Here is a 23799-nt window from a genome sequence, read left to right on the forward strand (position 1 = left end):
GCACTTTAGTTTGGTAATTCTGGGAATAGCATTTTAATCACGTCCAAGGTGAGGCGACGAGATTTTCCTGAATAAGGGAAAATGTGCATCATCATCATTGGGTTAAAGTTCGCTTCGATCACGCCCCAAGATTGCAAACTTGCTTCCGCGGGTTTGTGCAGATCAGGAATGATGAGATCCACGCCACAGACTACTGCCCCCATTGCTTTGGTTATACCAACAGCAAGTGCTTTATAGCTTCTTTATCTTCACGAAAGGCGATTTCAATGGCTTTCGCAAAATCTTCACGGTTATTTTATTATATGAACGCTAAAATTCGCTGCTCTAACGCCTCTCTTTCCTGTTGCGACAATGCCTTCCCTTCGCGATTGGTTAAAATAAAGAAATCCTCCGCTTTTTCACCAATTGTAGTAATTTTAGCGTTTTGGATATTTAACTGAAGTGCGGTGAAAATTTGGCTGATTTCTGCTAACAACCCTGCTTTATCAAGGGCAAACAGTTCCATTTCTGTGTGTGTGCTTTTCGCTAAATGCAAGAAGCGTACTTCGGTTTTTACACGAAATGGCTTAAGCTGATGGTTTTTCATTGTGCTGATTTTCGCGATTTTGTTCGCACTCAGTGTCTTTTGCAAGGCTTGCTCTAGCTCGCGGCGGCGATCAAATTTCGCGAGTGTTCCATCTAATTCAGTAACAATAAAACTGTCAAACACCTTGCCGTCTTCAGCGGTGAGAATTTGTGCATCGTGGATACTAAAACATTTTGCACCGATGGTGCTGACAACTTTATGGAATAAATTGTCTTGATCTTCACAATGAATAAAGATTTCCGTCCCCCCTGCAGAAAAGCGGTTACTGATTTTTACCACATTTTGCACCGCACTTTGTTTTCGACTTTCCGCAATGAGTGCGCTATGCCAGCAAATTTGCTTTGGATTATTGCGTAAGAAATAATCTTGTGGGAACGTTTGCCACAAGCACTGAATAGCTTCTTGCAGAAGATCGGGCTTCTCTTGTTGTAATAATGCCAGTGCCTGATTTTTATGCTGTGCGATTTTGTTCTGATTATCCAACAGGTTTGCCATTCCTAGGCTAAATTGCTCGGTAGTAGATTGATAAAGCTTTGTTAATAAAGAACGTTTCCAACTATTCCAAAGGGTTTCATTAGTCGCACAAATATCTGCCACCGTTAAGCAAGTGAGCAAATCAAGGCGTTGTTGAGTCGTAACTTCCTCAGCAAATGCAAGGACGATATTGGGATCATCAATATCTCGCCGTTGTGCCGTTACCGACATCAATAAATGCTGAGCGACTAACCATTGCATTAATTCACTGTCTTGAGCAGAAAAACCGTGTAACGCGGCAAAATCTGCAATGTCTTTTGCACCAAGCTCGGCGTGCTCACCTCCCCGCCCCTTGGCGATATCGTGAAATAGCCCTGCAAGATAAAGCAAAGCACGCTGTGATAATTGAGCAAAAATGCCATAGCAGATGGGGTGTGCAGATTGGCTTTCGGGCTGGGTAAAACGTTCTAATTTTAGCATCACGCGCAAGGTATGCTCATCAACGGTATAGCTATGGAATAAATCAAATTGCATTAATCCTTCAATGGCTTGCCATTGTGGTAAATAGATGCGTAACACGCCATATTGATGCATTGGCAAAAATGCTCGTTGCACGCAATTTGGTTGTTGAAATAAGCGGAGAAATTTTTCTCTCGCTTGTGAATTTTCACTTAAATAGCCTTGAAATGTTTCAATCGTGCGGATTAATTGGCGTAGCGTGCTGGAATGAATTTCTGCTGTTGGGTATTGAGTGAGATAGAAAAACAAATCTAAAATACTGTCTGGCTGTTGTTGAAAACAGTCTTTTTGCGTTAAGCAAATGGCATTATTCGAAACGTGAAAATGGCGATCTAACGGAAAACAGGTTTGCTGACTTGGCTTGTCTATAAAATGTTCACGATAATGTTTCGTTAAGCTATGCGTCAGGGTCGCAATCGTTTGTAAAGATTGAAAAAATGCTTTCATCATTTTTTCTACGGCTTCATTACCTTCCCCTTGATAGCCAAGCAATTGACTCACTTTTACTTGGCGATCAAATAATAGTCGGTTATCGTAACGTTTTAAAATGAGGTGCAAAGCAAAGCGCATTTTAAACAAAAAATGTTGCTTTTCTTGCAATAACGCATACTCTTCGGGGTAAATAAAGCCCGTTTGTAAAATATCCTGCAAGTTTTTTGCCCCGGTATGCCGTAGGGCGAGCCAATAGAGCAAATGTAAATCACGCAAACCGCCCGGGCTGTATTTGATATCCGGTTCAAGGTTATAGCTGGTGTTGTTATAACGTTGATAACGCACATTTTTTTCTTCCATCTTGGCCTGATAAAAATCCGCCAAGCGCCAGAAATCGGACTGTTTTAAAAGTGCGGTGAGTTTTTCAAATAATTTTTCATTTCCGCATAAGTAGCGACTTTCGAGCAAATTAGTGGCAATAGAAATATCTTCTCGGCCAGCTTGTTCACATTCCTCCAAAGTACGAACAGAATGCCCCACTTCAAACCCACAGTCCCATAAAAACTGAACAAATTGACGGAGTTGCAACTGAATTTCTTCACTAGGTTGCGATTGTGCCAAAATCAAAAAATCTAAATCAGATAGAGGGAACATTTCCCCTCGTCCATAGCCACCTACTGCAATTAGGCTCAGATCTGGTTGTTGATCAAGCTGAAAATGTTGCCAAAGGTGTTGCAATATATCGTCATAAAATGTTGTGCGATTTTCTAGTAATTGATAGATAGAAGCTTGTTGAAATTCAGCGAGTTCAAGGTTTTTGAGTTGATCTTTTTGCGCTTTGACAGATTGTATTGTGAACGGCGTTGCGCGACTGTAAGTAAACATTTTGGATCAGATTCCTTTTCGGCTATCAGCTTCAGGCAGACACATAGGTCTGCCCCTACATTAATTATAATAGAGAACAAACATTGCCATTTTTAATCTATTATTCCAACCTATGCTAGGAAAAACGATGTATTCGTCCGTATTTCATATCATTTTTCTGTAGGGATGGCCTATGTGTCCGTCCGTATAATCATTAATTTTTCAGGTAAACACATAGGTCTGCCCGTACATTACATTGGTGATTTAATAAATCGTAGCAACTGTATTCCGCTAAAAAGCCAAAATACAAATTCGTTAATTAAAGTGCGTAAGCATCCCACTGTGAACCATCGCGGACAATCGCATTTAAAATGATTCGTAAAAAGTTGATATGCTGATGCCGTAGATTTTTAGAAAATCTACGATTCGCTCTGCTTTTTTGGCTTTTTCTATGATTTTTTTACGGAGATGTACAGGATAGGTCATATTGCACTCTATTTTGTTTTTTTTGGAATTTTACTATAAAACAAGGGGCTGTCCTAGATAACGACTAAAAACTCTGTTTAGGTTAAAATGACCAAATGAGAAAAAATCGCTTAAGTCAGCATAAAAAAATAAACTCATTGAGCTGTTTGTCGCAGGTGTTACTGCAAGAACAGCAGTCGAGTGAGTAAATGTAAACAAAACGACAGCAGTGTATTACTTTCATCGCTTACGATTACTTATTTATCAAAACAGCTCCCATTTGGAAATGTTCGATGGCGAAATTGAAGCTGATGAAAGCGATTTCGGTGGCATTCGCAAAGACAAACGAGGGCTAGGTGAAGCAGGTAAAACGGCTGTATTTGGGCTTTTAAAACGCAATGGTAAGGTTTACACCATCGTGCTGCCAAATACTCAATCTGCGACATTGTTGCCAATCATTCGCGAGCAAGTAAAGCCTGATAGTATTGTTTACATTGATTTCTACCGAAGTTATGATGTACTTGACGTGAGTGAATTTAACCATTTTCGCATCAATCACAGTACACACTTTGCAGAAAAACAAAATCACATTAACGGAATTGAGAACTTTTGGAATCAAGTGAAACGCCATTTACGCAAGTTTAACGGTATTCCTAAAGCGCATTTTGAGCTTTATTTGAAGGAATGCGAATGGCGTTTTAATAACAGTAACTTAAAATCTCAAATTTCTATTTTAAAACAATTAGTTAAAGGAAATTTAGCCTAGTTATCTAGGACAGCCCCTAAAACAATATAAACCAATACTGTTTTGGTTGAGTTAATTCGTTAACTCAAGTAAAATGCCACTCTTTTTTGAATTTTAAACAAAACTACCCGTTTACAATTTCTTAGGGGCTGCAGTAGATCAGTCCCTATTTTAAAATAACTGTTTCATTTAATGCTAAGGAGCAATTAAAGATGAATAAAATTTATAAAGTGATTTTTAATCGAGTACTTAACAGGCTGACCGTGGTTTCAGAAATTACGCGAGGAAACAAACAAACAAACAAACAAACAAACAAACAAACAAACAAACAAACAAACAAACAAACAAAATAATAAAATACAAAACGTCCTTTCACCACATTTTTTAAATGCTATTGTACTCACCACAATGCTAAGTGCTACGGGAAATGTGCTTGCTACAAATCCCGACAGCGGTAAAGATGTACTCTGTGGCGCTGACGGAGAACACACAGAATCAACCAATGGGATGGGTGAAGTTGCTTGTGGTTTAAATGCAAATGCCGCAGGCGCAGCCAGCATTGCTATTGGTACCAGCAGTAAAGCGAGCGGGAAAAATGCAATTGCACAAGGTAATAACGCGCAAGGCTTGGCTGAAGGCTCGATTGCTTTAGGAAGAAATGCGTCTGTTTCTGGCGATGTCGGCTGGTATGTAGGGCAAGAGGGTACTTTTAAAGCTGACGGCTCTACAAACAGTATTGCTATCGGAACAAATGCCTCAATTGCAGAAGGTGGTCCAAATTCAGTAGCGATTGGCTCTGGCGCTAAAATTAATTACACCCGCGATTTAAATGCTTATTATCACGATAGTGCAGGCAGTGTGGCAATTGGTTATAATGCTGAAATACTTGCTAATGATGCAAGCCAAGGGGCAGTTGCCTATACTGATAAACTTCCGGGGGATAATTGGGGTAGTTATGGAGGTGCAACAGCTGTTGGGCATAATGCGAAAACGTCCGTGGGGGCTGCAACGGCATTAGGAGCTGCACGTGCGAATGCGATTCGTAGTATTGCTATTGGGGCGTGGGGGAACACATCTTTGGGCAAGCTCTATGCAGAAACGCGTTCTGAAGGTTCTTTTGCCATTGGCGATCAAGCACTAGTAGATGAGAACTCGCGTGGAGCTCAAGCAGTGGGGCGAGGTGCGATGATTATCCCAAATAGTCTTGGCGCAATTGCTTTCGGGCAGGGAACAATCGCTCAGGGTAATGGGGCAGTCGCAATTGGCGGCAGTACTGATGTATCAGACACTGAGCTGAATGCTAACTTGAAAGTGCCACGCGATAATGCCGCTGTAGCAGGGGCAGAATATGCCGTAGCGTTGGCTGCAAAAGCGAAAGTATATAAAGACTCTACCGCAGGGATTGCCATTGGTAAAGATGCGGAAGTCGGTGCAGGTGCGGTGGAGGCAGATAGCACCACTCTTGTTCCCAATAAGGTTACAGGCACGATAATTGCCGAAAATGGTATAGCGATTGGTATGAATGCAAAAGCGCTTGCCAATAATGCCATTTCCATTGGTACAGGCAATATCGTACGGGGACAAAACTCGGGAGCGTTGGGTGATCCGAGCTATATTAGTGGTTCTGGCACTTATACCATTGGTAATAATAATGGTACAAAAGACAGTCCGATTGCAGGCGACAATGCTGGTGCTTTTGGTAACAATAATACCCTGACAGGCAATAACAGCCGTATTGTGGGTAACCAAAATAATGTTAATGTTGAAAATACCTTTGTAATGGGTAATGGCGTTACTGCTAGCCAAGCCAATAGTGTCATTTTGGGTAATGAATCTGATGACCGCGAAGCAACCACCGAAAATACCGCCTTGGTTGGTCACCTTACTTACAGCGGTTTTGCAGGTCAGGGATCTGCGGACAAAGGCGTACTAAGTGTAGGTGCTTCGGACAAAGAGCGCCAAATTATCAATGTCGCTGCAGGTAAAATTTCTTCCGATTCAACTGATGCCATTAATGGTTCACAACTTTATGCTGTGGCAAAAGAGTTTGATAATATTCCTGTGGTTTATACCACCACCGATGGCACAAAAGTTTATAAAGTGGGAGACAAATTCTACACTACCCCAACGCCAAATTTAGATCCTAATAACGGCAAAGTTACTGATGCCTTAAATGCCAAAGATGTAGTGGCATCTGTTCAGAATATTGATGGGGATGCCAATAAGCCAACTGTATTAAGAAATGTAAGTAGTGGCTTAAATACGATTACAACAGATGGTAATACTAAGGGCTTATTAGATCTGACTAAACCAGCCACAGGCGGTGTGGCAGATACCACCGTTGCCACCGTAGGCGATTTACGCAATATGGGCTTTGTAGTGAGCAGTGATAAAACAACGGGTGATTTAAGCACCGCCTTTAGCTCACAAGTGAAAAATGCCGGTGAAGTCAAGTTTGTGGGAACCGGCGGCGCTACCGTTTCCGGCAAAACAGAAAATGGCGTAAACACCATTACCGTTGCCGTTGATGTCCAAAGTGTGGCAGAAAATGCCCAACTTCCAGTGGTTTACACGAAAAATGATGGCACGAAGGTGTATAAACTTGCTAATGGCACATTCAACACTCAAGCTGATGGAAAGGGTGAAAGTGTAAACGCAGAAAATGTTGTGGCTTCGATGCAAAATGCCGATGGCTCAACAAACAAGCCAACCACGCTGGCTAATATCGCAAGTGGTATCGGTGGCAATGTAGGGAATGGTGCAGGCTCAGCTAACACGCTTAATCAAACTGCTGGCACAAATAGCTTTATTGATAACCTAACTAACGCAAAAGGTAACACGCTGAACAAAGCTAGTACAGTGGGCGATTTAAAAAATCTCGCCGATACGCCAATGTTCTTTAGTGGTGATAACGCGAATAAGACGTTTGCACGCAAACTCAGCCAAGAAGTGAAAATTCAAGGGGGGCAAACGGACGAAAGCAAGCTAACCGATAATAATATTGGTGTGGTCTCTAATGGCACCGATACATTAACGGTTAAATTAGCTAAGAATATTGATTTGGGTCAGGATGGTAGCGTTACAACGGGGGCAACAGTAGTAAATAAGGATGGCGTTAAAATTACTGCAACAGATCCGAACAACACAGTATCCTTAACCAATCAAGGACTAAGCAATGGCGGTAATCAAATCACGAATGTTGCCAGTGGCTTATCGGGAGGCGATTTAGCCAGTGCAACAGGCGCTACGCTAACCAATGCTGCCAATATCGGTGATTTAAAAAATGTGGTTAGCAATATTACCAATGCCAAGGATGGTGGCGGTTTTGGACTGAAAGACAGTGCGGGTAATGAAGCTAAGCAAAACTTAGGTAAAACCATTACCATCAAAGGTGAGTTAGCCAATAACGCAGCTGCCTCAGCGAAAAATATTCGTGTGGATGTTGCAAACAATGAAGTTATCGTGAAATTGGCTGAAGATTTAACCGATCTCAATAGTGTAACCATTGGTAAGGGCAATAACACAACGAAACTCACTAGCACAGCAAATGGCTTGGATGTTGGTGGTGATAAGATTACCAATGTGGCAAGTGGTTTTGGTAGCAGAACACCTGATGAGATCAAACAAGCGATCGCGAACGGGGATATTTCACCTGCTGAAAAAACCAATGCCGCCAATATTGGTGATTTATTAGCCTTACAAAATGCAGTACAAAATAATGTAACGAATGTAACCAATAACTATCAAAATACCCTTGGCAACATTTATGTTGATAACACAGGTAAATTGACAGAGAAGGGGAAAGAGGTATTAGTGACTTATGAAATATCTGGTCAAAAAGAAAGAGAAAATACCTCAGTAATTGATGCGTTAGTCCAAGTGAAAGAGCAAGGAACGAAATATTTCCACGTCAATGGCGGACAACGTGTTGAAGGGACTAAAACCAACAGTGAAGATGCGAGTGCTTCTGGTGCCAAATCAACCGCAATCGGCTATAGAGCAGATGCGCAAGGTGAGAATGCCATCGCTATGGGCAATGGTGCCAAAGCAACGGGTAAAAATAGTATTGCTATTGGTACCGGTAATACCGTATCAGGGGAAGGATCTGGGGCATTTGGTGACCCAACTATTATTAATGGTGATAGCAGTTATTCTGTGGGGAATAACAATAATATTCAAACAAATAGCACTTATGCGTTTGGTAGTAATATTACTCAAACCATTGAAAACTCTGTATTCTTAGGCGATCGTTCATCTTCCAACGGAATACATACTACGGCAAATGGTGGAAATTATACCTATGCAGGTGCGAATGACGCGAATGTTGCCGGTGTAGATAATGTGAAAGGCGTGGTTTCTGTGGGTAATGCCAATGAAACGCGTCAAATTCAGCACGTTGCCGCCGGGGTGGTTTCAGCAAATAGCACTGATGCCATCAATGGTAGCCAGCTTTATGATACACATCGGGTGATTAATCACCTCAACCAAAATGTCCATAAGATGGATAAAGATCTACGTGCAGGTATTGCTGGCGCAGCAGCATTGGGTATGCAACCTCAACCAACCCGTCCGGGCAAATCAATGGTTTCCGTAGGTGGTACTTCATATCGCAACCAAAGTGCGGTTGCGTTAGGGGTATCCCGTGTTTCTGATAATGAAAAATGGGTCATTAAAGTGGGTGCCTCAGCGGATACCCGTAAAAATTATATTGTCGGTGGTGCAGTAGGTTATCAATTCTAACGCAACGGGACTAATATAAGCTAAAAATAAATAAGCCTACGTTTTCTGCGTAGGCTTATTTTTATATCATCGTTTAAAATAAAAATAAGACAAGCTGACTGCCGTGTACAAGTAGCCCATAAGGGAGCTGACAACACCGTATTATCTACACTGTTTGCAAATGAAACCTCGCCTTATTTAATCTATTGAGGATTTCAACTTCTCTTAAATCACAGGAACAGAAAACAGCCTTGCTAAGCAATCACCTAAAATGTAAAAAAATCTCTCAAAAAACCACCGCACTTGATTTTAATCACAAAACGTCACTAGAAGCGAGGAAAGAAACAACGTACAATCATCACGCTTTTAGTGAACATCAAAAGGAGAAAAAATGGATAGACGACATTTCTTACGCGTAGGGGCATTAAGTTTATTTGCGGTAAATACAGTCAAATTCCTAAAAAACCGAAACAATTGTTAAAATCCAAAAAAATAAAGCATCAACACAATCAAGCCGCCATTGTTTTCTCAGACTTTTAACCCAAGCCCATGTTTTTTGAATTGGATTTAAGTCAGGGCTATAAGGCGGCAGTCATAAAATCTTATGTTCTGTCTGGTCAACGGCTTCGATAATATCTTGTCGTTTATGGAATGCGGCATTATCCATCACGATAACTGTCGGCTTCTCAAGCTCTGGTAACAATGCTTCGGTCAGCCAAACATAAAAAATATCACTGTCAATCGGACAGTCAAATAATCTGAGTGCAAATAAATTCCCCTCTCGAATAGCGCCGATTGCATTGGTTCGAGTAGCCATTTTCTGCCAGTTGTGTGTAGCTGGGCATTTCTCTCCAACAGGCGCATAGCCGTGAGTGCGAAAAGTCTGCTTCTCAAATCCACTTTCGTCTAAATAAACAACGTCATATCCCGCTTCAGAATAAGCTGTCAGCGCTTCTTTAAAGTTCTGTCTTTTCTGTTCGTCCGCCTGAGGGTGGTGCAGTGTTTTTTTTTACGGCTGATTTTCAGACGGCGCAACGCTTTGCAGATAGCACTCTGCGTTGTGCCTATGCGTGCAGCTCTTTCAGCCTGAGTGGCATCGGGGAAGCGTTTAACATCGTTTAGCAATGCTTTATTATTGATGGTTCTTGGCTTTTTTTGGTGTCCCTTTTTCGATTGGATTTCTTTCTTCCATTCGTAAAAAGTGGATGTACTGATGCCGTAGATTTTTAGAAAATCTACAATTCGCTCTGCTTTTTTGCTTGTTCTATGATTTTTTACGGAAATGTACGGGATAAGTCATGTTGTGCTCTGTTTTGGCTTTTGGGGAATTTTACTATAAGTTAACACTGAAATCGCGTAAATACTCAATGGTATGCGCAATCCCTTTCGGGTTGTTGGTTTCAGTCTTTGTTCGTTTTTGGTTAGAAAGCCCAATTACGAAATGACGTTTAGCAATATCAATACCACAATAAGTTTGTTTATTCATCATTAACCTGCCTTGCATTCGGGGTTAAGTCTGGCAACTGTTCGGTTTTTTGGTGAAATGTTATCTGCTCTCATTACTACAACTCGGTTTGTTGCTTGGGGCGAACTCGAGATGCAGATAACGGGGTTTTGTTGCTATTTTATATTAATCTTAATATACAAGGGGCGAACCGATGTGTTCGCCCGTAGATTATACATTCACCATAAACCGCTGAATGCGTCCTGCTTTTTCTTCTTCCTCGCGAATTGTCATTACTTCACAACCCTTTGCGGTAACCACAATTTGATGCTCAAATTGCGCAGAATGGCTGCGATCTTTAGTTTTTACCGTCCATCCATCGCCCATTAAACGCACTTCACGCTTGCCTGCGTTGATCATCGGCTCAATGGTGAAAACCATTCCCTCTTTCAAGATCACACCGCCATCATCTCCGTCATAATGTAACACTTGGGGATCATTATGAAATTCGGTACCAATGCCGTGTCCACAATATTCACGCACAACGCTAAAGCCTTGCGACTCTGCATATTTTTGGATCGCTTTGCCAATTTCTCTTAAACGAATCCCCGGTTTTACCGTACGCAAGCCGATATATAATGCTTCTTGTGTTACGTCCACCAATTTTTTGCTACGGATATTTGTCTCGCCAACGATAAACATTTTAGAATTATCGCCATAGTAGCCATCTTTAATCACCGTGACATCAATGTTCACAATATCACCATTTTTTAGCTGTTTTCCTTCACTGGGAATACCGTGACACACCACTTCGTTAATGGAAATACAGGTTGCTTTAGGAAAACCGTGATAACCTAAGCAAGCGGGGATCACCTTTTGTTGTTCCACCATATACTCGTGGCACAGGCGATCTAACTCGCCAGTGGTAACACCCGCTTTTACATAAGGTTCGATCATCACTAACACATCAGAGGCTAATTTACAGGCCTCACGCAGTTTTTCAATTTCTTGTTCTGTTCTAATTGGAATTGCCATAACTTCTCCTTGACAAAAATTTGTGCGGCATTTTACCACCTTTCCGTTGAAAAATCCTTGATAAATTCTTGAATGGTTTACTTGGTTATTAGATAATAGCCAACTTAAAATTGACAAGGATACAAGCGAGATAAATTATGACAGAGATGGCAATTCCTTTAACCTTTACCGATGCGGCTGCCAATAAAGTAAAAGCCTTGATCACAGAAGAAGAAAATAGCGAGCTTAAATTACGCGTTTATATCACAGGCGGCGGTTGTAGCGGTTTCCAATATGGCTTTACTTTTGATGAAAAAGTAAACGAGGGTGATCTCACCATTGAAAATTCTGGCGTGCAGTTAGTGATTGATCCAATGAGTTTGCAATATTTAATTGGCGGCACGGTGGATTACACGGAAGGACTAGAAGGCTCTCGTTTCGTGGTAAATAACCCTAATGCGACAACGACTTGTGGTTGCGGTTCATCGTTCAGTATCTAACCTAATCACTCAAAATGGATTATCAATTTTTTGCCCAAGGCGGACAAATTTCAGCCAAATGTTCAATGGGACACGAGGCTTTAGCCAATTGGTTAAATACCGAAGTGCGGTCAAATTCTCAGCTAATTTCCACCGCACTTTCTCTTATCAATCAAGCTCGCCAAGCGCCAACACAGGATTTCAAATTACTTGGCGCTGAATATAGCCTATTTGTCAGTGCTGATGAAGTGATGATTCGTGCGAATAATCTTGCTATTGATGAACAACAAGAACTTGAGCCAGATTTTCATTACTATGATGAAGAAAGCCTCGCTTTCTGTGGCTTGGAAGATTTTGAACAGTTTTTACAATCTTATTTATCCTTTAAGCGCTAAAATTCGTGCCAGATCACTAGGTATAATGTGTAATGTCAGAAAGCAATCCTACACCAGAAACAAAAGAAACAGCCTCCCCTTCGCGAAAAAAGCGTTTTCGTCATTTTTTGCTTAAAATCGCGTTTGTGCTGGCTTGTTACGTTACTTTTTACGGAATTTATTTAGATGGGCAAATCCGCGCCAAAATGGATGGGCAAATCTGGCAGTTACCCGCGGAAGTTTATAGCAAAATAGATACCATTAAATTATCTGATGAACTAAGCCTCAATGAGGTCAAACAACGTTTATTAGAAAACGATTATCGTCAAACCACAATGGTTGCCGCCCCAGGTGATTTCAAAATTGAAGACAATACCCTCGTTTTGTTGCGTGGCGCCTTTCCATTCCCTGTTCACCCTGAAGCCCAGCGGGTTTTCCGTTTACGCTTTAAAGACAACAAATTAGCGGTAATAGAAGATTTAGTTAATGTAAAAGCCATTGATGAATTTTCTCTCGCCCCCAAATTAATTGCAATGTTGCAATCAGAAAATGAAGAACGCTTAACCCTTTCTTTACAAAATTATCCTAGATTATTGATTGATACCTTGCTTTTAACTGAAGATCGCCGATTTTATGAACACGACGGGATAAGCCCTTTAGGTATTGCAAGAGCCATTGTGGCAAACCTACAAGCAGGCCATCGCGTGCAAGGGGGAAGTACCTTAACGCAGCAATTGGTTAAAAATCTTTTCCTTTCTAACGAACGTACATTCACAAGAAAAATCAATGAAGCGCTAATGGCACTCATTTTAGATTGGCGTTACGACAAAAACCGTATTTTGGAAACCTATCTTAATGAAATTTATCTTGGACAAAACGGCAATACGCAAATCCACGGTTTTGAATTAGCAAGCCATTTTTATTTTGGCCGTTCAATTCGTGAGATCAATTTAGATCAAATTGCCTTATTAGTAGGAATGGTAAAAGGCCCTTCGCTATATAATCCTTGGCGCAATCCTGAAAATGCGCTTGAGCGCCGTAATGTGGTGTTACGTTTATTACTTGAACACAAAGTAATTGGGCAAGAGCTGTATGAGATGTTGAGCAAACGTCCGCTTGGCGTGCAAAAACGGGGACAAATTAACCGTAAATATCCTGCTTTTATTCAAACCTTGCAAGCCGAACTTCGCCAGCAATTAGGCGAAAATCGTGCAAGTAGTTTATCTGGCACACGCATTTTCTCTACGTTAGATATTAAACAGCAACATTATGCTGAACAAGCAGTGATTAATGCCGCTTCTGAATTACAGTTGAAATATAAAAATCCTTATTTAGAGTCTGCAATGATCGTGGCAGATTATCATTCAGGTGAAATCAAAGCCATTGTGGGTGGTTTGCAAACCAACTATGCGGGTTTTAACCGTGCATTAAATGCGAGACGTCAAATTGGCTCACTGGTAAAACCTTCTATTTATTTAACCGCACTTACTGAACCTAGCGAATTTCGTTTAAATACGCCAATTAAAAATCAGCCGATTACCATTCATACTAAAGGTAGTCCGCCTTGGCAACCGCGAAATTATGATCGTCGTTATAGTGGCTCTGTAATGTTAATGGATGCACTTGCACGATCGTTAAATATTCCTACGGTAAATATTGGAATGAAAGTAGGACTAAGCAAAGTGATTGAAACCCAAAAAGCGATGGGCTGGGATAAAGTAAAAATTCCTAAAGTCCCGGCAATGTTATTGGGATCTTACTCAATTTCCCCCTATGAAGTGACGAAATTATTCCAAACAATTGCCAATCAAGGAGCAACCATTCCCCTTGCAACAGTAAATAGCATTACAAATCAAAAAGGGGAATTAATTTATCAGCGAAATACGCAACCAAACCAAGTTGTTCCGGCACAAGCGGCTTATGAAACGCTTTTTGCTATGCAACAAACAGTTGAACGCGGCACTGCACGCAGTTTGCAAAACCAATTCGCCCATTTACATTTAGCAGGAAAAACGGGAACCACAAACTCTGCGCGCGATACTTGGTTTGTGGGGATTGACGGCGAAAATGTCGCCACGGTTTGGCTTGGACGTGATGACAATGGCGAAACAAGATTAACAGGAGCAACGGGGGCATTGCAGGTATATAAAAACTATCTACAACGCACACAGGCGAAAACCTTGCATCCATCCACGCCAGAAGGCATTAAATGGGTTGGTATTAATAGTTATGGAGGTTGGGATTGTGGCAATGCACGGCAAATTCCTGTATGGACAGATGGTAACCAATCTTTCTGTTCATCCCCTCGCGAAGTTGCACCAGAACCGAAACAGCCGAGCTTGTGGGATGTATTAAAACCCTCCGCTTTAGGCTCTCAGCCAGCCCCCGTGGAAGAAGCTGCACCTGCCAATTAATTTTTATCGAGGGATAAGATGAAATTGATTTTTATTGATTATGAAAATATCCAACCGACAACATTAGAGCATTTATCTCCAAATGATCATTTTATTGTGCTTTGTATTGGTGAAAATCAAAAATCCCTGCCTGTTACATTGGTAACCTCTTTGATAAGATTCGAAAAAAATTGCCGTATTATTGAATGTCCGAAATCAGGAAAAAATGCATTAGATTTTATTATTGTTGATGAGATGGCGCGTATCACAACAGAATATCAATTTAATTCCCTTTATATTATTTCTAAAGATAAAGGGTTCGATTCGATCATTCATTATTACCTCATAAAAGATCGGATCAAACAGGCTAAGCGATTAGACAGCATAAATGACATTCTAAGTAATCCGAATCCAAGAGATAATAGCCAAACTAAAAATATGGTTGAATTTGCCTCAACAATACAAAAGCACATTGATAAAATAAATGCGATTTCTCCCAGAAGCTTACCGAAAAAACCGCAAAGTCAATATAATTGTATCAATGCGTTATTAAAATCAGAAAATCTTGCTGAAAAAGAGATTAAAGCCCTGATCAAAATGGTAGATTTTTCCCCTGCCCAATCAACAGAATTAAAAATCTATATTGCTCGTGCTAAAGCAAAATTAAATAGCCTAGAAAAAAGGCATCACCCGAATAAACTCGAAACGCAAACGAACTGGCTCAAGAGCTTTTTTAACGGTGATGGTTTAAATGCCTCGCAAATTAGCAAAATTAGGGAAATGATTTTTACAACGTGATTTCACTTTCCTCTGATGTTAATACTCCCGCTTTAAATCCTTGCTATAAATCACATTGGTTGGATTTTGCCGATCAATACCTTGCAAATTAGGGCTAAGATAAATGGGAGTGGTATACTGAAACACGGGTAAAACCACATTATCTTGTTGTAATAATTGAGTTACTTGCTGATAAAGTGCGGTGCGTTTTTGCGTAGAAATAGGCTGTAAACTCTGTTCTAGTAATGCGTCCACTTTTTCATTGTGATACGCGGATTTATTGTCTGGATTTTTGGAATAAAAATTCATTAAAAATGCCGAAGGATCATTGTAATCCGCACACCAGCCCGAACGAATAATTTGGAAATCACCTTTAGCACGTCTTTCCAATAAGGTTTGCCAAGGCACAGGATCGGCTTGGATATGAATGAGATCAGATTGCGACCACATTTGCACTAAACGCTGCCCAATGGTGTGATTAATCCCTTCTTGGTCAAAGGTTAAACGCAACACGAGGGGCGATTTTTCGGTAATCCCGTTTTGCTGTAAAAGCTGTTCCACTAACACGGGCGACCACGCATTCTCTGGCTCACCTTGCATTGAAATGGGAAGAAAATGATTACTCGCCAGACGAGCCTGCGGTTCACCCCGCACTAAGTTACGGGCTGAAGCTAAAAAAACAAGAGATTTTCGTACCGCACTTTTAGCCAGCCTTGGATCATTAAAATTAAATTCATAATAATAAGTGCAAAGTTTCGGAAAATACGTCACTTGTACATTGCGATGCGTTGGATTAACAACAATATCAATCCCCGTCAGTTCTTGATTTGGCGCGAGTTTTTTATAATCAACCAAAGAGAATGCCACATTCTCACCTTGCCAATAATAAGGATTTTGTGCCAGATGAATTTCATCCCCTTGCTGATTTTTCACATAATAAGCCCCATTGCTCACAAAGCCTTGCTGTTCGGCAAAAGACTGCGGTAATAGCACAGGGTGCGCCAACATTGCGGGTAAATAGGGGATCGCTTTTTCTAAAGTGATTTGTAATTGCTGTGGAGACAGGGCTTGTACGCCTAATTGAGCAGCATCCGCTTCCCCTTGTATCACAGAGGTCGCGTGCTGAATATTGATAAAAGCTAAGTATTTTTTCAGTGGATTATTTGAAGTCGCTAATTTTCGCCAGCTTTGTACAAAATCTTCGGCGGTAACAGGTAAGCCATTTGACCATTTTGCCGCTTCGCGCAAAGTAAATATCCAAGTTTTATTATCTTTGGTTTGCCAGCTTTCAGCAACGGCAGGAATCACATTGCCGTGCGGATCGTAAATTACCAAGCCTTCTAGAATATCACGCAAAAAAGTGGCTTGTTCATCATTTTGTAGTTTGTCTGGCGAAATCACTAAATCACCATAAACGCCACGCACTAAGCGAGGAATACGCACTTCAGGCTCAGTTGGTGTTGTCGTGGTTTGTGCAGGATGAGGCGTGGTAACCTGCTGTGGCTTATCGCAACCGGTTAATCCGAAAATAACGCAAAAAAACACCGCACTTGGTAAAATTGTTGAAATGTTCAATGATGGCATTGGCTTAAAAACTCAGGTAAAAGTAGGGGCATTATACAAAAATGCCCCTTTATTACCAATCATTCTTTCTTTAATAACGGGTTATTCTTTCAGCGTTTTAATCCAAAAGAAAAACACCCAATAGTGAATGATCAAACCGAGTAAAATGGCGATTTTACCAAAAATGGTAGGGGTAAAATAAAACCCAATTGCCAGCATTGTGGTGGATAAAATAAGAATCCGAATTTTAGTTTTTAACGTTAATGCACGCTGTTCACTGAAAGACTGCAAATGCTTTTTATAAAGTTCCGTGTGAATGATCCAATTATGTAAACGTTCAGAACCTTGCGCAAAGCAAAATACCGTGAGTAATAAAAAAGGTGTCGTCGGTAGTAAGGGCAAAAATGCGCCAATAATGCCGAGTGCTAACGAAATAAATCCTAAAATGATGTAAATAGCTTTCATTTTTCTTTCCAAATAAAAATAATTCTCAATTATCCATATTTTTTTAGATTTCTCAACCTTGATATTATAAAATCGCCCCTTATTTGTTATGCAATGAAAAACACTATAAAAAGCAAGGAGCTGTTATGCCAAATCCGCTATTAAGCGAAACGACCTTACCGCAATTTTCGCACATCAAACCTGAACATATTCAACCTGCAATTAGCCAATTAATTCAAGAAAATCGAGATACCGTCGCGCAAGTTTTAAAACAACCGCACTTAACGTGGCAGAATTTTATTGAACCACTCACTGAAAATGGTGATCGCCTAAGTAAAGCGTGGTCACCAGTCAGCCACTTAAATGCGGTAAAAAATAGCCCTGAATTGCGTGAAGCCTATCAAGCCTGCTTGCCATTGCTTTCCGAATATAGCACTTGGTTAGGGCAACACGAAGGTTTATATCAAGCCTATTTACAACTCAAAAACAGCCCAGAATATGCAACTTATACCGTGGCACAGAAAAAAGCCATTGATAATGCCTTACGTGATTTCAAACTCTCGGGCATTTCCCTTCCAACAGAAAAACAAAAACGCTATGGGGAAATCGTGGCGCGTTTATCTGAATTAAGCTCGCAATTTAGCAATAATGTGCTAGATGCCACAATGGGCTGGGATAAAGTAATCACAGATAAAAATGAATTAGCTGGTTTGCCAGAAAGTGCTTTACAAGCCGCAAAACAATCCGCAGAAAGCAAAGGGCGAGAAGGTTATCGCTTTACCCTTGAGTTTCCAAGCTATTTGCCAGTGATGACGTATTGTGAAAATCGCCAATTGCGTGAAGAAATGTACCGCGCGTTCGTTACGCGCGCTTCAGAGCAAGGCCCAAATGCCGGCAAATGGGATAACTCTGCCATTATGCAAGAGATCTTAACCTTGCGTGTGGAATTAGCAAAATTGCTTGATTTTGAGCATTACACCGAACTTTCCCTTGCCACCAAAATGGCTGAAAATCCGCAACAAGTATTGGATTTCCTTGAGAATTTAGCAAGCCGTTCAAAAGCGCAAGGACAGCAAGAATTAGCCGAATTAGACGCATTTTGTAAAACGCACTTTAATATCACCGCACTTGAACCTTGGGATATTGCGTTTTATAGCGAAAAACAAAAACAACATTTATATGCGATTAATGATGAAGCACTTCGCCCTTATTTTCCTGAAGATCGTGTACTGACGGGCTTATTTGAGCTGATTAAACGTTTATTTAATATTCGTGCCGTTGAGCGTTTTGATGTGGAAACTTGGCATAATGATGTACGTTTCTTTGATCTGATTGATAGCCAAGATCAACTGCGTGGTAGCTTTTATTTAGATCTCTACGCTCGTGAAAATAAACGTGGCGGGGCGTGGATGGATGATTGCGTCGGTCGTCGCCGTAAATCAGACGGCACTATTCAGCATCCTGTGGCTTATCTTACTTGTAACTTTAATGCGCCTGTGGGTGATAAACCTGCTCTCTTTACCCACGATGAAGTGACCACATTATTCCACGAATTTGGACACGGTATTCATCATATGCTAACACAAATTGATGTAGCCGATGTGGCAGGGATCAATGGTGTACCTTGGGATGCCGTGGAATTACCAAGTCAATTCTTAGAAAACTGGTGCTGGGAAGAAGATGCCCTTGCCTTTATTTCAGGACATTATGAAACCGGTGAGCCTCTACCAAAAGAAAAATTGCAACAGCTACTCAAAGCGAAAAACTTCCAAGCAGCAATGTTTGTATTACGACAACTTGAATTTGGCTTATTTGATTTCCGTTTACATCATTATTTTGATGCGAACCAAGAGAATCAAATTTTAGAGATATTACAGCAAGTGAAAAAAGAAGTTGCGGTGCTGAAAGGTGTTGAGTGGGCAAGAAACCCACATAGCTTTAGCCATATTTTTGCTGGAGGCTATGCCGCTGGTTATTACAGTTATTTATGGGCCGAAGTGCTATCAGCCGATGCATTTTCTCGTTTTGAAGAAGAAGGCATCTTTAACCCACAAACAGGGCAATCTTTCTTAGATGAAATTCTTACCCGTGGTGGTTCGGAAGAGCCAATGGCATTATTTAAACGCTTTAGAGGGCGTGAGCCTAAACTCGATGCTTTATTAAGGCATAAAGGGATTGCAACCTCATAATATTCATTTCCCTTTTTGGTGCATAGCTCTTTCGCTATGCACCTTACTCAACTATCCATAGATTGCATAATGTAATCTTAAAAGCGTATACCATTACCTTACCCATCATACCTTTTTATTTCTGAAGTTTAGTAATTGCTCCCTATATGTACACACAAAATTTAGCGTTGAGTAGTTCTTGGAACATTAACTCAAGATGGTATGCCGGCATTTCCGTTGATATAGGTAAAAAATATGCTACCGCTTATCCACAAGATCGGTATATAAAATATCGGGCGAATCTCAATATAGGCTATCAAAACGAAAATATTGGTACCCGTTTACGCCTTACTCGTGAACAAAAATACTACAAAGCACCATTTTATTGGGGGTTAAGTGGTAATGCCAAACGGCAAGATCGAGAAACACAATTCTCAACATCCATCTGGTCACCCCGTATTCAATTCATGGGAATAGTGCCAACATTAAGCTATAACTATCAACGGGTGAACAGCAATAGCTTAAATATTCCTTATCACAAACATAGCATCACATTGGAAATACAAAAAATATTTTAATATAAGTTCTCCTTTAGTACCTATCATTCTTAGCTTGACTGGCTAAGATGCTAAAAATAAAAAAGGAGAGCGTTCGATCTATAATTAATTAAAATAAAACCACTCATTAGTGCAACCATAAAATTTCCTATCTCAGGCAACACTTTTCTTAGCCTATGTTTTTTCAATTGGATTTAAGTCAGGGCTATAAGGCGGCAGCCATAAAATCTTATGTTCTGTCTGATCAATGGCTTCGATAATATCTCGTCGTTTATGGAACACGGCATTATCCATCACGATAATCCTCGGCTTCTCAAGCTCTGGTAACAATGCTTCGATCAGCCAAACATAAAAAATATCGCTGTCAATCGGACAGTCAAATAATCCGAGTGCAAATAAATTCCCTTCTCGAATGGCGCCGATTGCATTGGTTCTCACTGATGCTTCTCTGCTTTCATTTCCTAAAAAACAAAAAACGCCACTGAGTTCCCTCAATGGCGTTCTTCTTTCATTCAAAATCTGGCGGTGCCCTACTCTCACATGGGAAGCTCCCACACTACCATCGGCGTTACAGCGTTTCACTTCTAAGTTCGGCATGGATTTAGGTGGGTCCACTGCACTAACGCCGCCAAGATAATTCTTTCGCTTATCTAAAGCTTATCTCTTTTCTTTACAGACTTCAAAGCATTCCGCTCTAAAATCCCTACTCTTTCAATCAAAAACAAGCCAAAACCCTTGAGTGTTGTATAGTTAAGCCTCTCGGGCAATTAGTACTGGTTAGCTCAACGACTCACATCGCTTACACACCCAGCCTATCTACGTCTTAGTCTCAAACAACCCTTACCAACTTAAAGTCGGGGAGAACTCATCTTAAGGCAAGTTTCGTGCTTAGATGCTTTCAGCACTTATCTCTTCCGCATTTAGCTACCCAGCAATGCCTCTGGCGAGACAACTGGTACACCAGTGATGCGTCCACTCCGGTCCTCTCGTACTAGGAGCAGCCCCTCTCAATTCTCCAACGCCCACGGCAGATAGGGACCGAACTGTCTCACGACGTTCTAAACCCAGCTCGCGTACCACTTTAAATGGCGAACAGCCATACCCTTGGGACCTACTTCAGCCCCAGGATGTGATGAGCCGACATCGAGGTGCCAAACACCGCCGTCGATATGAACTCTTGGGCGGTATCAGCCTGTTATCCCCGGAGTACCTTTTATCCGTTGAGCGATGGCCCTTCCATTCAGAACCACCGGATCACTATGACCTGCTTTCGCACCTGCTCGACTTGTCTGTCTCGCAGTTAAGCTTGCTTATACCATTGCACTAACCTGACGATGTCCGACCGTCATTAGCAAACCTTCGTGCTCCTCCGTTACGCTTTGGGAGGAGACCGCCCCAGTCAAACTACCCACCAGACACTGTCCGAACACCCGTTTCAGGCGCTTCGTTAGAACATCAAACGTTAAAGGGTGGTATTTCAACAACGACTCCACGATAACTGGCGTTACCGCTTCATAGTCTCCCACCTATCCTACACATCAAAATTCAAGGTTCAGTGTCAAGCTATAGTAAAGGTTCACGGGGTCTTTCCGTCTAGCCGCGGGTACACCGCATCTTCACGGCGATTTCAATTTCACTGAGTCTCGGGTGGAGACAGCCTGGCCATCATTATGCCATTCGTGCAGGTCGGAACTTACCCGACAAGGAATTTCGCTACCTTAGGACCGTTATAGTTACGGCCGCCGTTTACTGGGGCTTCGATCAGGCGCTTCTCTTTCGATTACACCATCAATTAACCTTCCAGCACCGGGCAGGCATCACACCCTATACGTCCACTTTCGTGTTTGCAGAGTGCTGTGTTTTTAATAAACAGTTGCAGCCAGCTGGTATCTTCGACTGGTTCATGCTCCATTCGCAAAGAACTTCACACTACGCCAGCGCACCTTCTCCCGAAGTTACGGTGCTATTTTGCCTAGTTCCTTCACCCGAGTTCTCTCAAGCGCCTGAGTATTCTCTACCTGACCACCTGTGTCGGTTTTCAGTACGGTTTAGTAAAGCCTGAAGCTTAGTGGCTTTTCCTGGAAGTGTGGTATCAGTTACTTCAGCTCCTTAGAGCCTCGTCATCATCTCTCTGTGTTCACAGTAGACCGGATTTGCCTAGTCTACCCACCTACCAACTTAAACGTACATCTCCAACAGTACGCTAACCTAACCTTCTCCGTCCCCACATCGCAGCTTTACCAAGTACGGGAATATTAACCCGTTTCCCATCGACTACGCTTTTCAGCCTCGCCTTAGGGGCCGACTCACCCTGCCCCGATTAACGTTGGACAGGAACCCTTGGTCTTCCGGCGAACGGGTTTTTCACCCGTTTTATCGTTACTTATGTCAGCATTCGCACTTGCGATACGTCCAGCAAACCTCTCAATTCACCTTCTTCCGCTTACACAACGCTCCCCTACCCAACAGGCGTATCACTAATCCTCTCTACTTCTCCTTCACTCAACGTGTTGGACGCTTAACCGACTTGCTTCGCAAGTCGTTAATCGTAAAGGCGTATTAGTGATACGCCTGATGCCGCAGCTTCGGTACTATATTTTAGCCCCGTTACATCTTCCGCGCAGGCCGACTCGACTAGTGAGCTATTACGCTTTCTTTAAATGGTGGCTGCTTCTAAGCCAACATCCTAGCTGTCTAAGCCTTCCCACTTCGTTTCCCACTTAATATAGATTTTGGGACCTTAGCTGGCGGTCTGGGTTGTTTCCCTCTCCACGACGGACGTTAGCACCCGCCGTGTGTCTCCTGTGCATTACTCTTTGGTATTCGGAGTTTGCATCGGTTTGGTAACCCGGGATGGGCCCCTAGCCGAAACAGTGCTCTACCCCCAAAGGTATTCACACAAGGCTCTACCTAAATAGATTTCGGGGAGAACCAGCTATCTCCCGGTTTGATTGGCCTTTCACCCCCAGCCACAGGTCATCCGCTAATTTTTCAACATTAGTCGGTTCGGTCCTCCAGTTAGTGTTACCCAACCTTCAACCTGCCCATGGCTAGATCACCGGGTTTCGGGTCTATACCTTGCAACTAGCCGCCCAGTTAAGACTCGGTTTCCCTTCGGCTCCCTTATTCAGTTAACCTCGCTACAAAATATAAGTCGCTGACCCATTATACAAAAGGTACGCAGTCACCCCAAAGGGCTCCCACTGCTTGTACGTACAGGGTTTCAGGTTCTATTTCACTCCCCTCACCGGGGTTCTTTTCGCCTTTCCTTCACAGTACTGGTTCACTATCGGTCAATCAGGAGTATTTAGCCTTGGAGGATGGTCCCCCCATCTTCAAACAGGATTCCTCGTGTCCCGCCCTACTTCTCGTAAGCTTAGTACCACACGCGATTTTTTAGATACGGGGCTATCACCCTGTTTCGCTTGACTTCCCAGTCAATTCTCCTAAATCACTTGCTATCACTTACTGGCTACTCCGCTTTCGCTCGCCGCTACTCACAGAATCTCGGTTGATTTCTTTTCCTCGGGGTACTTAGATGTTTCAGTTCTCCCGGTTCGCCTTGTTTACCTAGTTTATTCAGTAAACAATGATAGGTTCTTCACCTATCGGGTTTCCCCATTCGGACATCGTGGGTTAAACGCTTCTTATCAACTCACCCACGCTTTTCGCAGATTAGCACGTCCTTCTTCGCCTCTGATTGCCAAGGCATCCGCCCTGTACACTTTCTCACTTAACTATACAACCTCAAGGATTTTTTTCCTTAAAGCTATCATCGTCAT

General features: G+C 41.9%; 14 protein-coding genes, 2 rRNA genes and 4 pseudogenes. 9 read left to right on the forward strand and 11 right to left on the reverse strand.

Features of this window, described 5'->3' with window-relative positions; translation table 11 throughout:
* Positions 1 to 5: 5 nt before the first annotated feature.
* Positions 6 to 239 (reverse strand): annotated as a pseudogene (locus L5B83_RS01715) (bifunctional glutamate--cysteine ligase/glutathione synthetase); the annotation flags it as partial.
* A gap of 59 nt (positions 240 to 298) precedes the next feature.
* Positions 299 to 2896, reverse strand: coding sequence for a bifunctional uridylyltransferase/uridylyl-removing protein GlnD (gene glnD, locus L5B83_RS01720; protein ID WP_265777361.1), 2598 nt, complete (start codon positions 2894 to 2896; stop codon positions 299 to 301).
* Positions 2897 to 3456: 560 nt separating this feature from the next.
* Between glnD and L5B83_RS01725 the strand changes: the two are divergent.
* The 3 genes and pseudogenes from L5B83_RS01725 (at position 3457) to L5B83_RS01730 (ending at position 8825) form a co-directional block, all read left to right on the forward strand.
* A pseudogene (locus tag L5B83_RS01725) lies at positions 3457 to 4106 on the forward strand (IS1595 family transposase).
* Positions 4107 to 4297: 191 nt separating this feature from the next.
* Entirely contained in the window at positions 4298 to 4438 is a 141-nt protein-coding gene (locus tag L5B83_RS12385; RefSeq protein WP_442780619.1) for an ESPR domain-containing protein, read from the forward strand.
* Between the two features lie 55 nt (positions 4439 to 4493).
* Positions 4494 to 8825, forward strand: a complete 4332-nt coding sequence (locus tag L5B83_RS01730; RefSeq protein WP_265777362.1) for a YadA-like family protein — start codon at positions 4494 to 4496, stop codon at positions 8823 to 8825.
* A 436-nt stretch (positions 8826 to 9261) separates the two neighbouring features.
* On the opposite strand, the pseudogene L5B83_RS01735 reads toward L5B83_RS01730, so the two are convergent.
* From L5B83_RS01735 to map, 4 genes and pseudogenes are all read right to left on the reverse strand, one after another.
* Positions 9262 to 9804, reverse strand: a pseudogene (locus L5B83_RS01735) (IS630 family transposase).
* Positions 9750 to 10097 carry an IS630 transposase-related protein gene (locus tag L5B83_RS12390; RefSeq protein WP_442780635.1) on the reverse strand — a complete coding sequence of 116 codons (348 nt, stop codon included), beginning with the start codon at positions 10095 to 10097 and terminating at the stop codon, positions 9750 to 9752. The pseudogene L5B83_RS01735 and the gene L5B83_RS12390 overlap by 55 nt, the downstream one beginning before the upstream one ends.
* Positions 10098 to 10140: 43 nt before the next feature.
* Positions 10141 to 10293, reverse strand: a pseudogene (locus L5B83_RS01740) (IS110 family transposase); the annotation flags it as partial.
* A gap of 186 nt (positions 10294 to 10479) precedes the next feature.
* Positions 10480 to 11283 (reverse strand): type I methionyl aminopeptidase, encoded by an 804-nt coding sequence (gene map, locus L5B83_RS01745; RefSeq protein ID WP_250349667.1) that lies wholly within the window; start codon positions 11281 to 11283, stop codon positions 10480 to 10482.
* A 137-nt stretch (positions 11284 to 11420) separates the two neighbouring features.
* Between map and erpA the strand changes: the two genes are divergently transcribed.
* From erpA to L5B83_RS01765, 4 genes are read left to right on the forward strand one after another with little or no spacing between them, the layout of a single operon-like run.
* Positions 11421 to 11762: an iron-sulfur cluster insertion protein ErpA gene (erpA, locus tag L5B83_RS01750; RefSeq protein WP_268738983.1), complete on the forward strand. Its 342-nt coding sequence runs from the start codon at positions 11421 to 11423 to the stop codon at positions 11760 to 11762.
* A 14-nt stretch (positions 11763 to 11776) separates the two neighbouring features.
* Positions 11777 to 12136: a YacL family protein gene (locus L5B83_RS01755; RefSeq protein ID WP_250349666.1), complete on the forward strand. Its 360-nt coding sequence runs from the start codon at positions 11777 to 11779 to the stop codon at positions 12134 to 12136.
* Between the two features lie 32 nt (positions 12137 to 12168).
* Entirely contained in the window at positions 12169 to 14529 is a 2361-nt protein-coding gene (gene mrcB, locus L5B83_RS01760) for a penicillin-binding protein 1B (protein ID WP_265777363.1), read from the forward strand.
* An 18-nt stretch (positions 14530 to 14547) separates the two neighbouring features.
* Positions 14548 to 15306, forward strand: coding sequence for a PIN domain-containing protein (locus L5B83_RS01765; protein ID WP_265777364.1), 759 nt, complete (start codon positions 14548 to 14550; stop codon positions 15304 to 15306).
* A gap of 18 nt (positions 15307 to 15324) precedes the next feature.
* On the opposite strand, the gene L5B83_RS01770 is transcribed toward L5B83_RS01765, so the two are convergent.
* Positions 15325 to 16869 carry a peptide ABC transporter substrate-binding protein gene (locus L5B83_RS01770; protein WP_265777365.1) on the reverse strand — a complete coding sequence of 515 codons (1545 nt, stop codon included), beginning with the start codon at positions 16867 to 16869 and terminating at the stop codon, positions 15325 to 15327.
* Positions 16870 to 16950: 81 nt separating this feature from the next.
* On the reverse strand, positions 16951 to 17313 hold the full coding sequence (locus L5B83_RS01775) for a YbaN family protein (protein ID WP_250363455.1): 363 nt from the start codon (positions 17311 to 17313) through the stop codon (positions 16951 to 16953).
* 125 nt (positions 17314 to 17438) lie between these two features.
* Here L5B83_RS01775 and prlC point away from each other — a divergent pair, with 125 nt between their 5' ends.
* The gene (prlC, locus tag L5B83_RS01780; RefSeq protein WP_265777366.1) at positions 17439 to 19481 is read left to right on the forward strand and encodes an oligopeptidase A; all 2043 of its coding nucleotides are present in this window, start codon (positions 17439 to 17441) and stop codon (positions 19479 to 19481) included.
* Between the two features lie 146 nt (positions 19482 to 19627).
* On the forward strand, positions 19628 to 20038 hold the full coding sequence (locus L5B83_RS01785; protein WP_265777367.1) for a surface lipoprotein assembly modifier: 411 nt from the start codon (positions 19628 to 19630) through the stop codon (positions 20036 to 20038).
* A gap of 153 nt (positions 20039 to 20191) precedes the next feature.
* Here L5B83_RS01785 and L5B83_RS01790 read toward each other — a convergent pair whose 3' ends face one another.
* From L5B83_RS01790 to L5B83_RS01800, 3 genes are all read right to left on the reverse strand, one after another.
* Positions 20192 to 20533: a transposase gene (locus L5B83_RS01790; RefSeq protein WP_326938357.1), complete on the reverse strand. Its 342-nt coding sequence runs from the start codon at positions 20531 to 20533 to the stop codon at positions 20192 to 20194.
* Position 20534: 1 nt separating this feature from the next.
* Positions 20535 to 20650 (reverse strand): 5S ribosomal RNA (gene rrf / locus L5B83_RS01795).
* A gap of 113 nt (positions 20651 to 20763) precedes the next feature.
* A 23S ribosomal RNA gene (locus L5B83_RS01800) occupies positions 20764 to 23756 on the reverse strand.
* Positions 23757 to 23799: the final 43 nt, after the last annotated feature.

The sequence above is a fragment of the Avibacterium sp. 21-599 genome (assembly GCF_026226765.1).
GTDB lineage: Bacteria > Pseudomonadota > Gammaproteobacteria > Enterobacterales > Pasteurellaceae > Avibacterium.

What these genes read in the sequence shown, in the direction of transcription:
- glnD (WP_265777361.1), bottom strand. Translation starts at nt 2,896, where the DNA reads ATGTTTACTTACAGTCGCGCAACGCCGTTCACAATACAATCTGTCAAA.
- L5B83_RS12385 (WP_442780619.1), top strand. Translation starts at nt 4,298, where the DNA reads ATGAATAAAATTTATAAAGTGATTTTTAATCGAGTACTTAACAGGCTG.
- L5B83_RS01730 (WP_265777362.1), top strand. Translation starts at nt 4,494, where the DNA reads ATGCTAAGTGCTACGGGAAATGTGCTTGCTACAAATCCCGACAGCGGT.
- map (WP_250349667.1), bottom strand. Translation starts at nt 11,283, where the DNA reads ATGGCAATTCCAATTAGAACAGAACAAGAAATTGAAAAACTGCGTGAG.
- erpA (WP_268738983.1), top strand. Translation starts at nt 11,421, where the DNA reads ATGACAGAGATGGCAATTCCTTTAACCTTTACCGATGCGGCTGCCAAT.
- L5B83_RS01755 (WP_250349666.1), top strand. Translation starts at nt 11,777, where the DNA reads ATGGATTATCAATTTTTTGCCCAAGGCGGACAAATTTCAGCCAAATGT.
- mrcB (WP_265777363.1), top strand. Translation starts at nt 12,169, where the DNA reads ATGTCAGAAAGCAATCCTACACCAGAAACAAAAGAAACAGCCTCCCCT.
- L5B83_RS01765 (WP_265777364.1), top strand. Translation starts at nt 14,548, where the DNA reads ATGAAATTGATTTTTATTGATTATGAAAATATCCAACCGACAACATTA.
- L5B83_RS01770 (WP_265777365.1), bottom strand. Translation starts at nt 16,869, where the DNA reads ATGCCATCATTGAACATTTCAACAATTTTACCAAGTGCGGTGTTTTTT.
- L5B83_RS01775 (WP_250363455.1), bottom strand. Translation starts at nt 17,313, where the DNA reads ATGAAAGCTATTTACATCATTTTAGGATTTATTTCGTTAGCACTCGGC.
- prlC (WP_265777366.1), top strand. Translation starts at nt 17,439, where the DNA reads ATGCCAAATCCGCTATTAAGCGAAACGACCTTACCGCAATTTTCGCAC.
- L5B83_RS01785 (WP_265777367.1), top strand. Translation starts at nt 19,628, where the DNA reads ATGTACACACAAAATTTAGCGTTGAGTAGTTCTTGGAACATTAACTCA.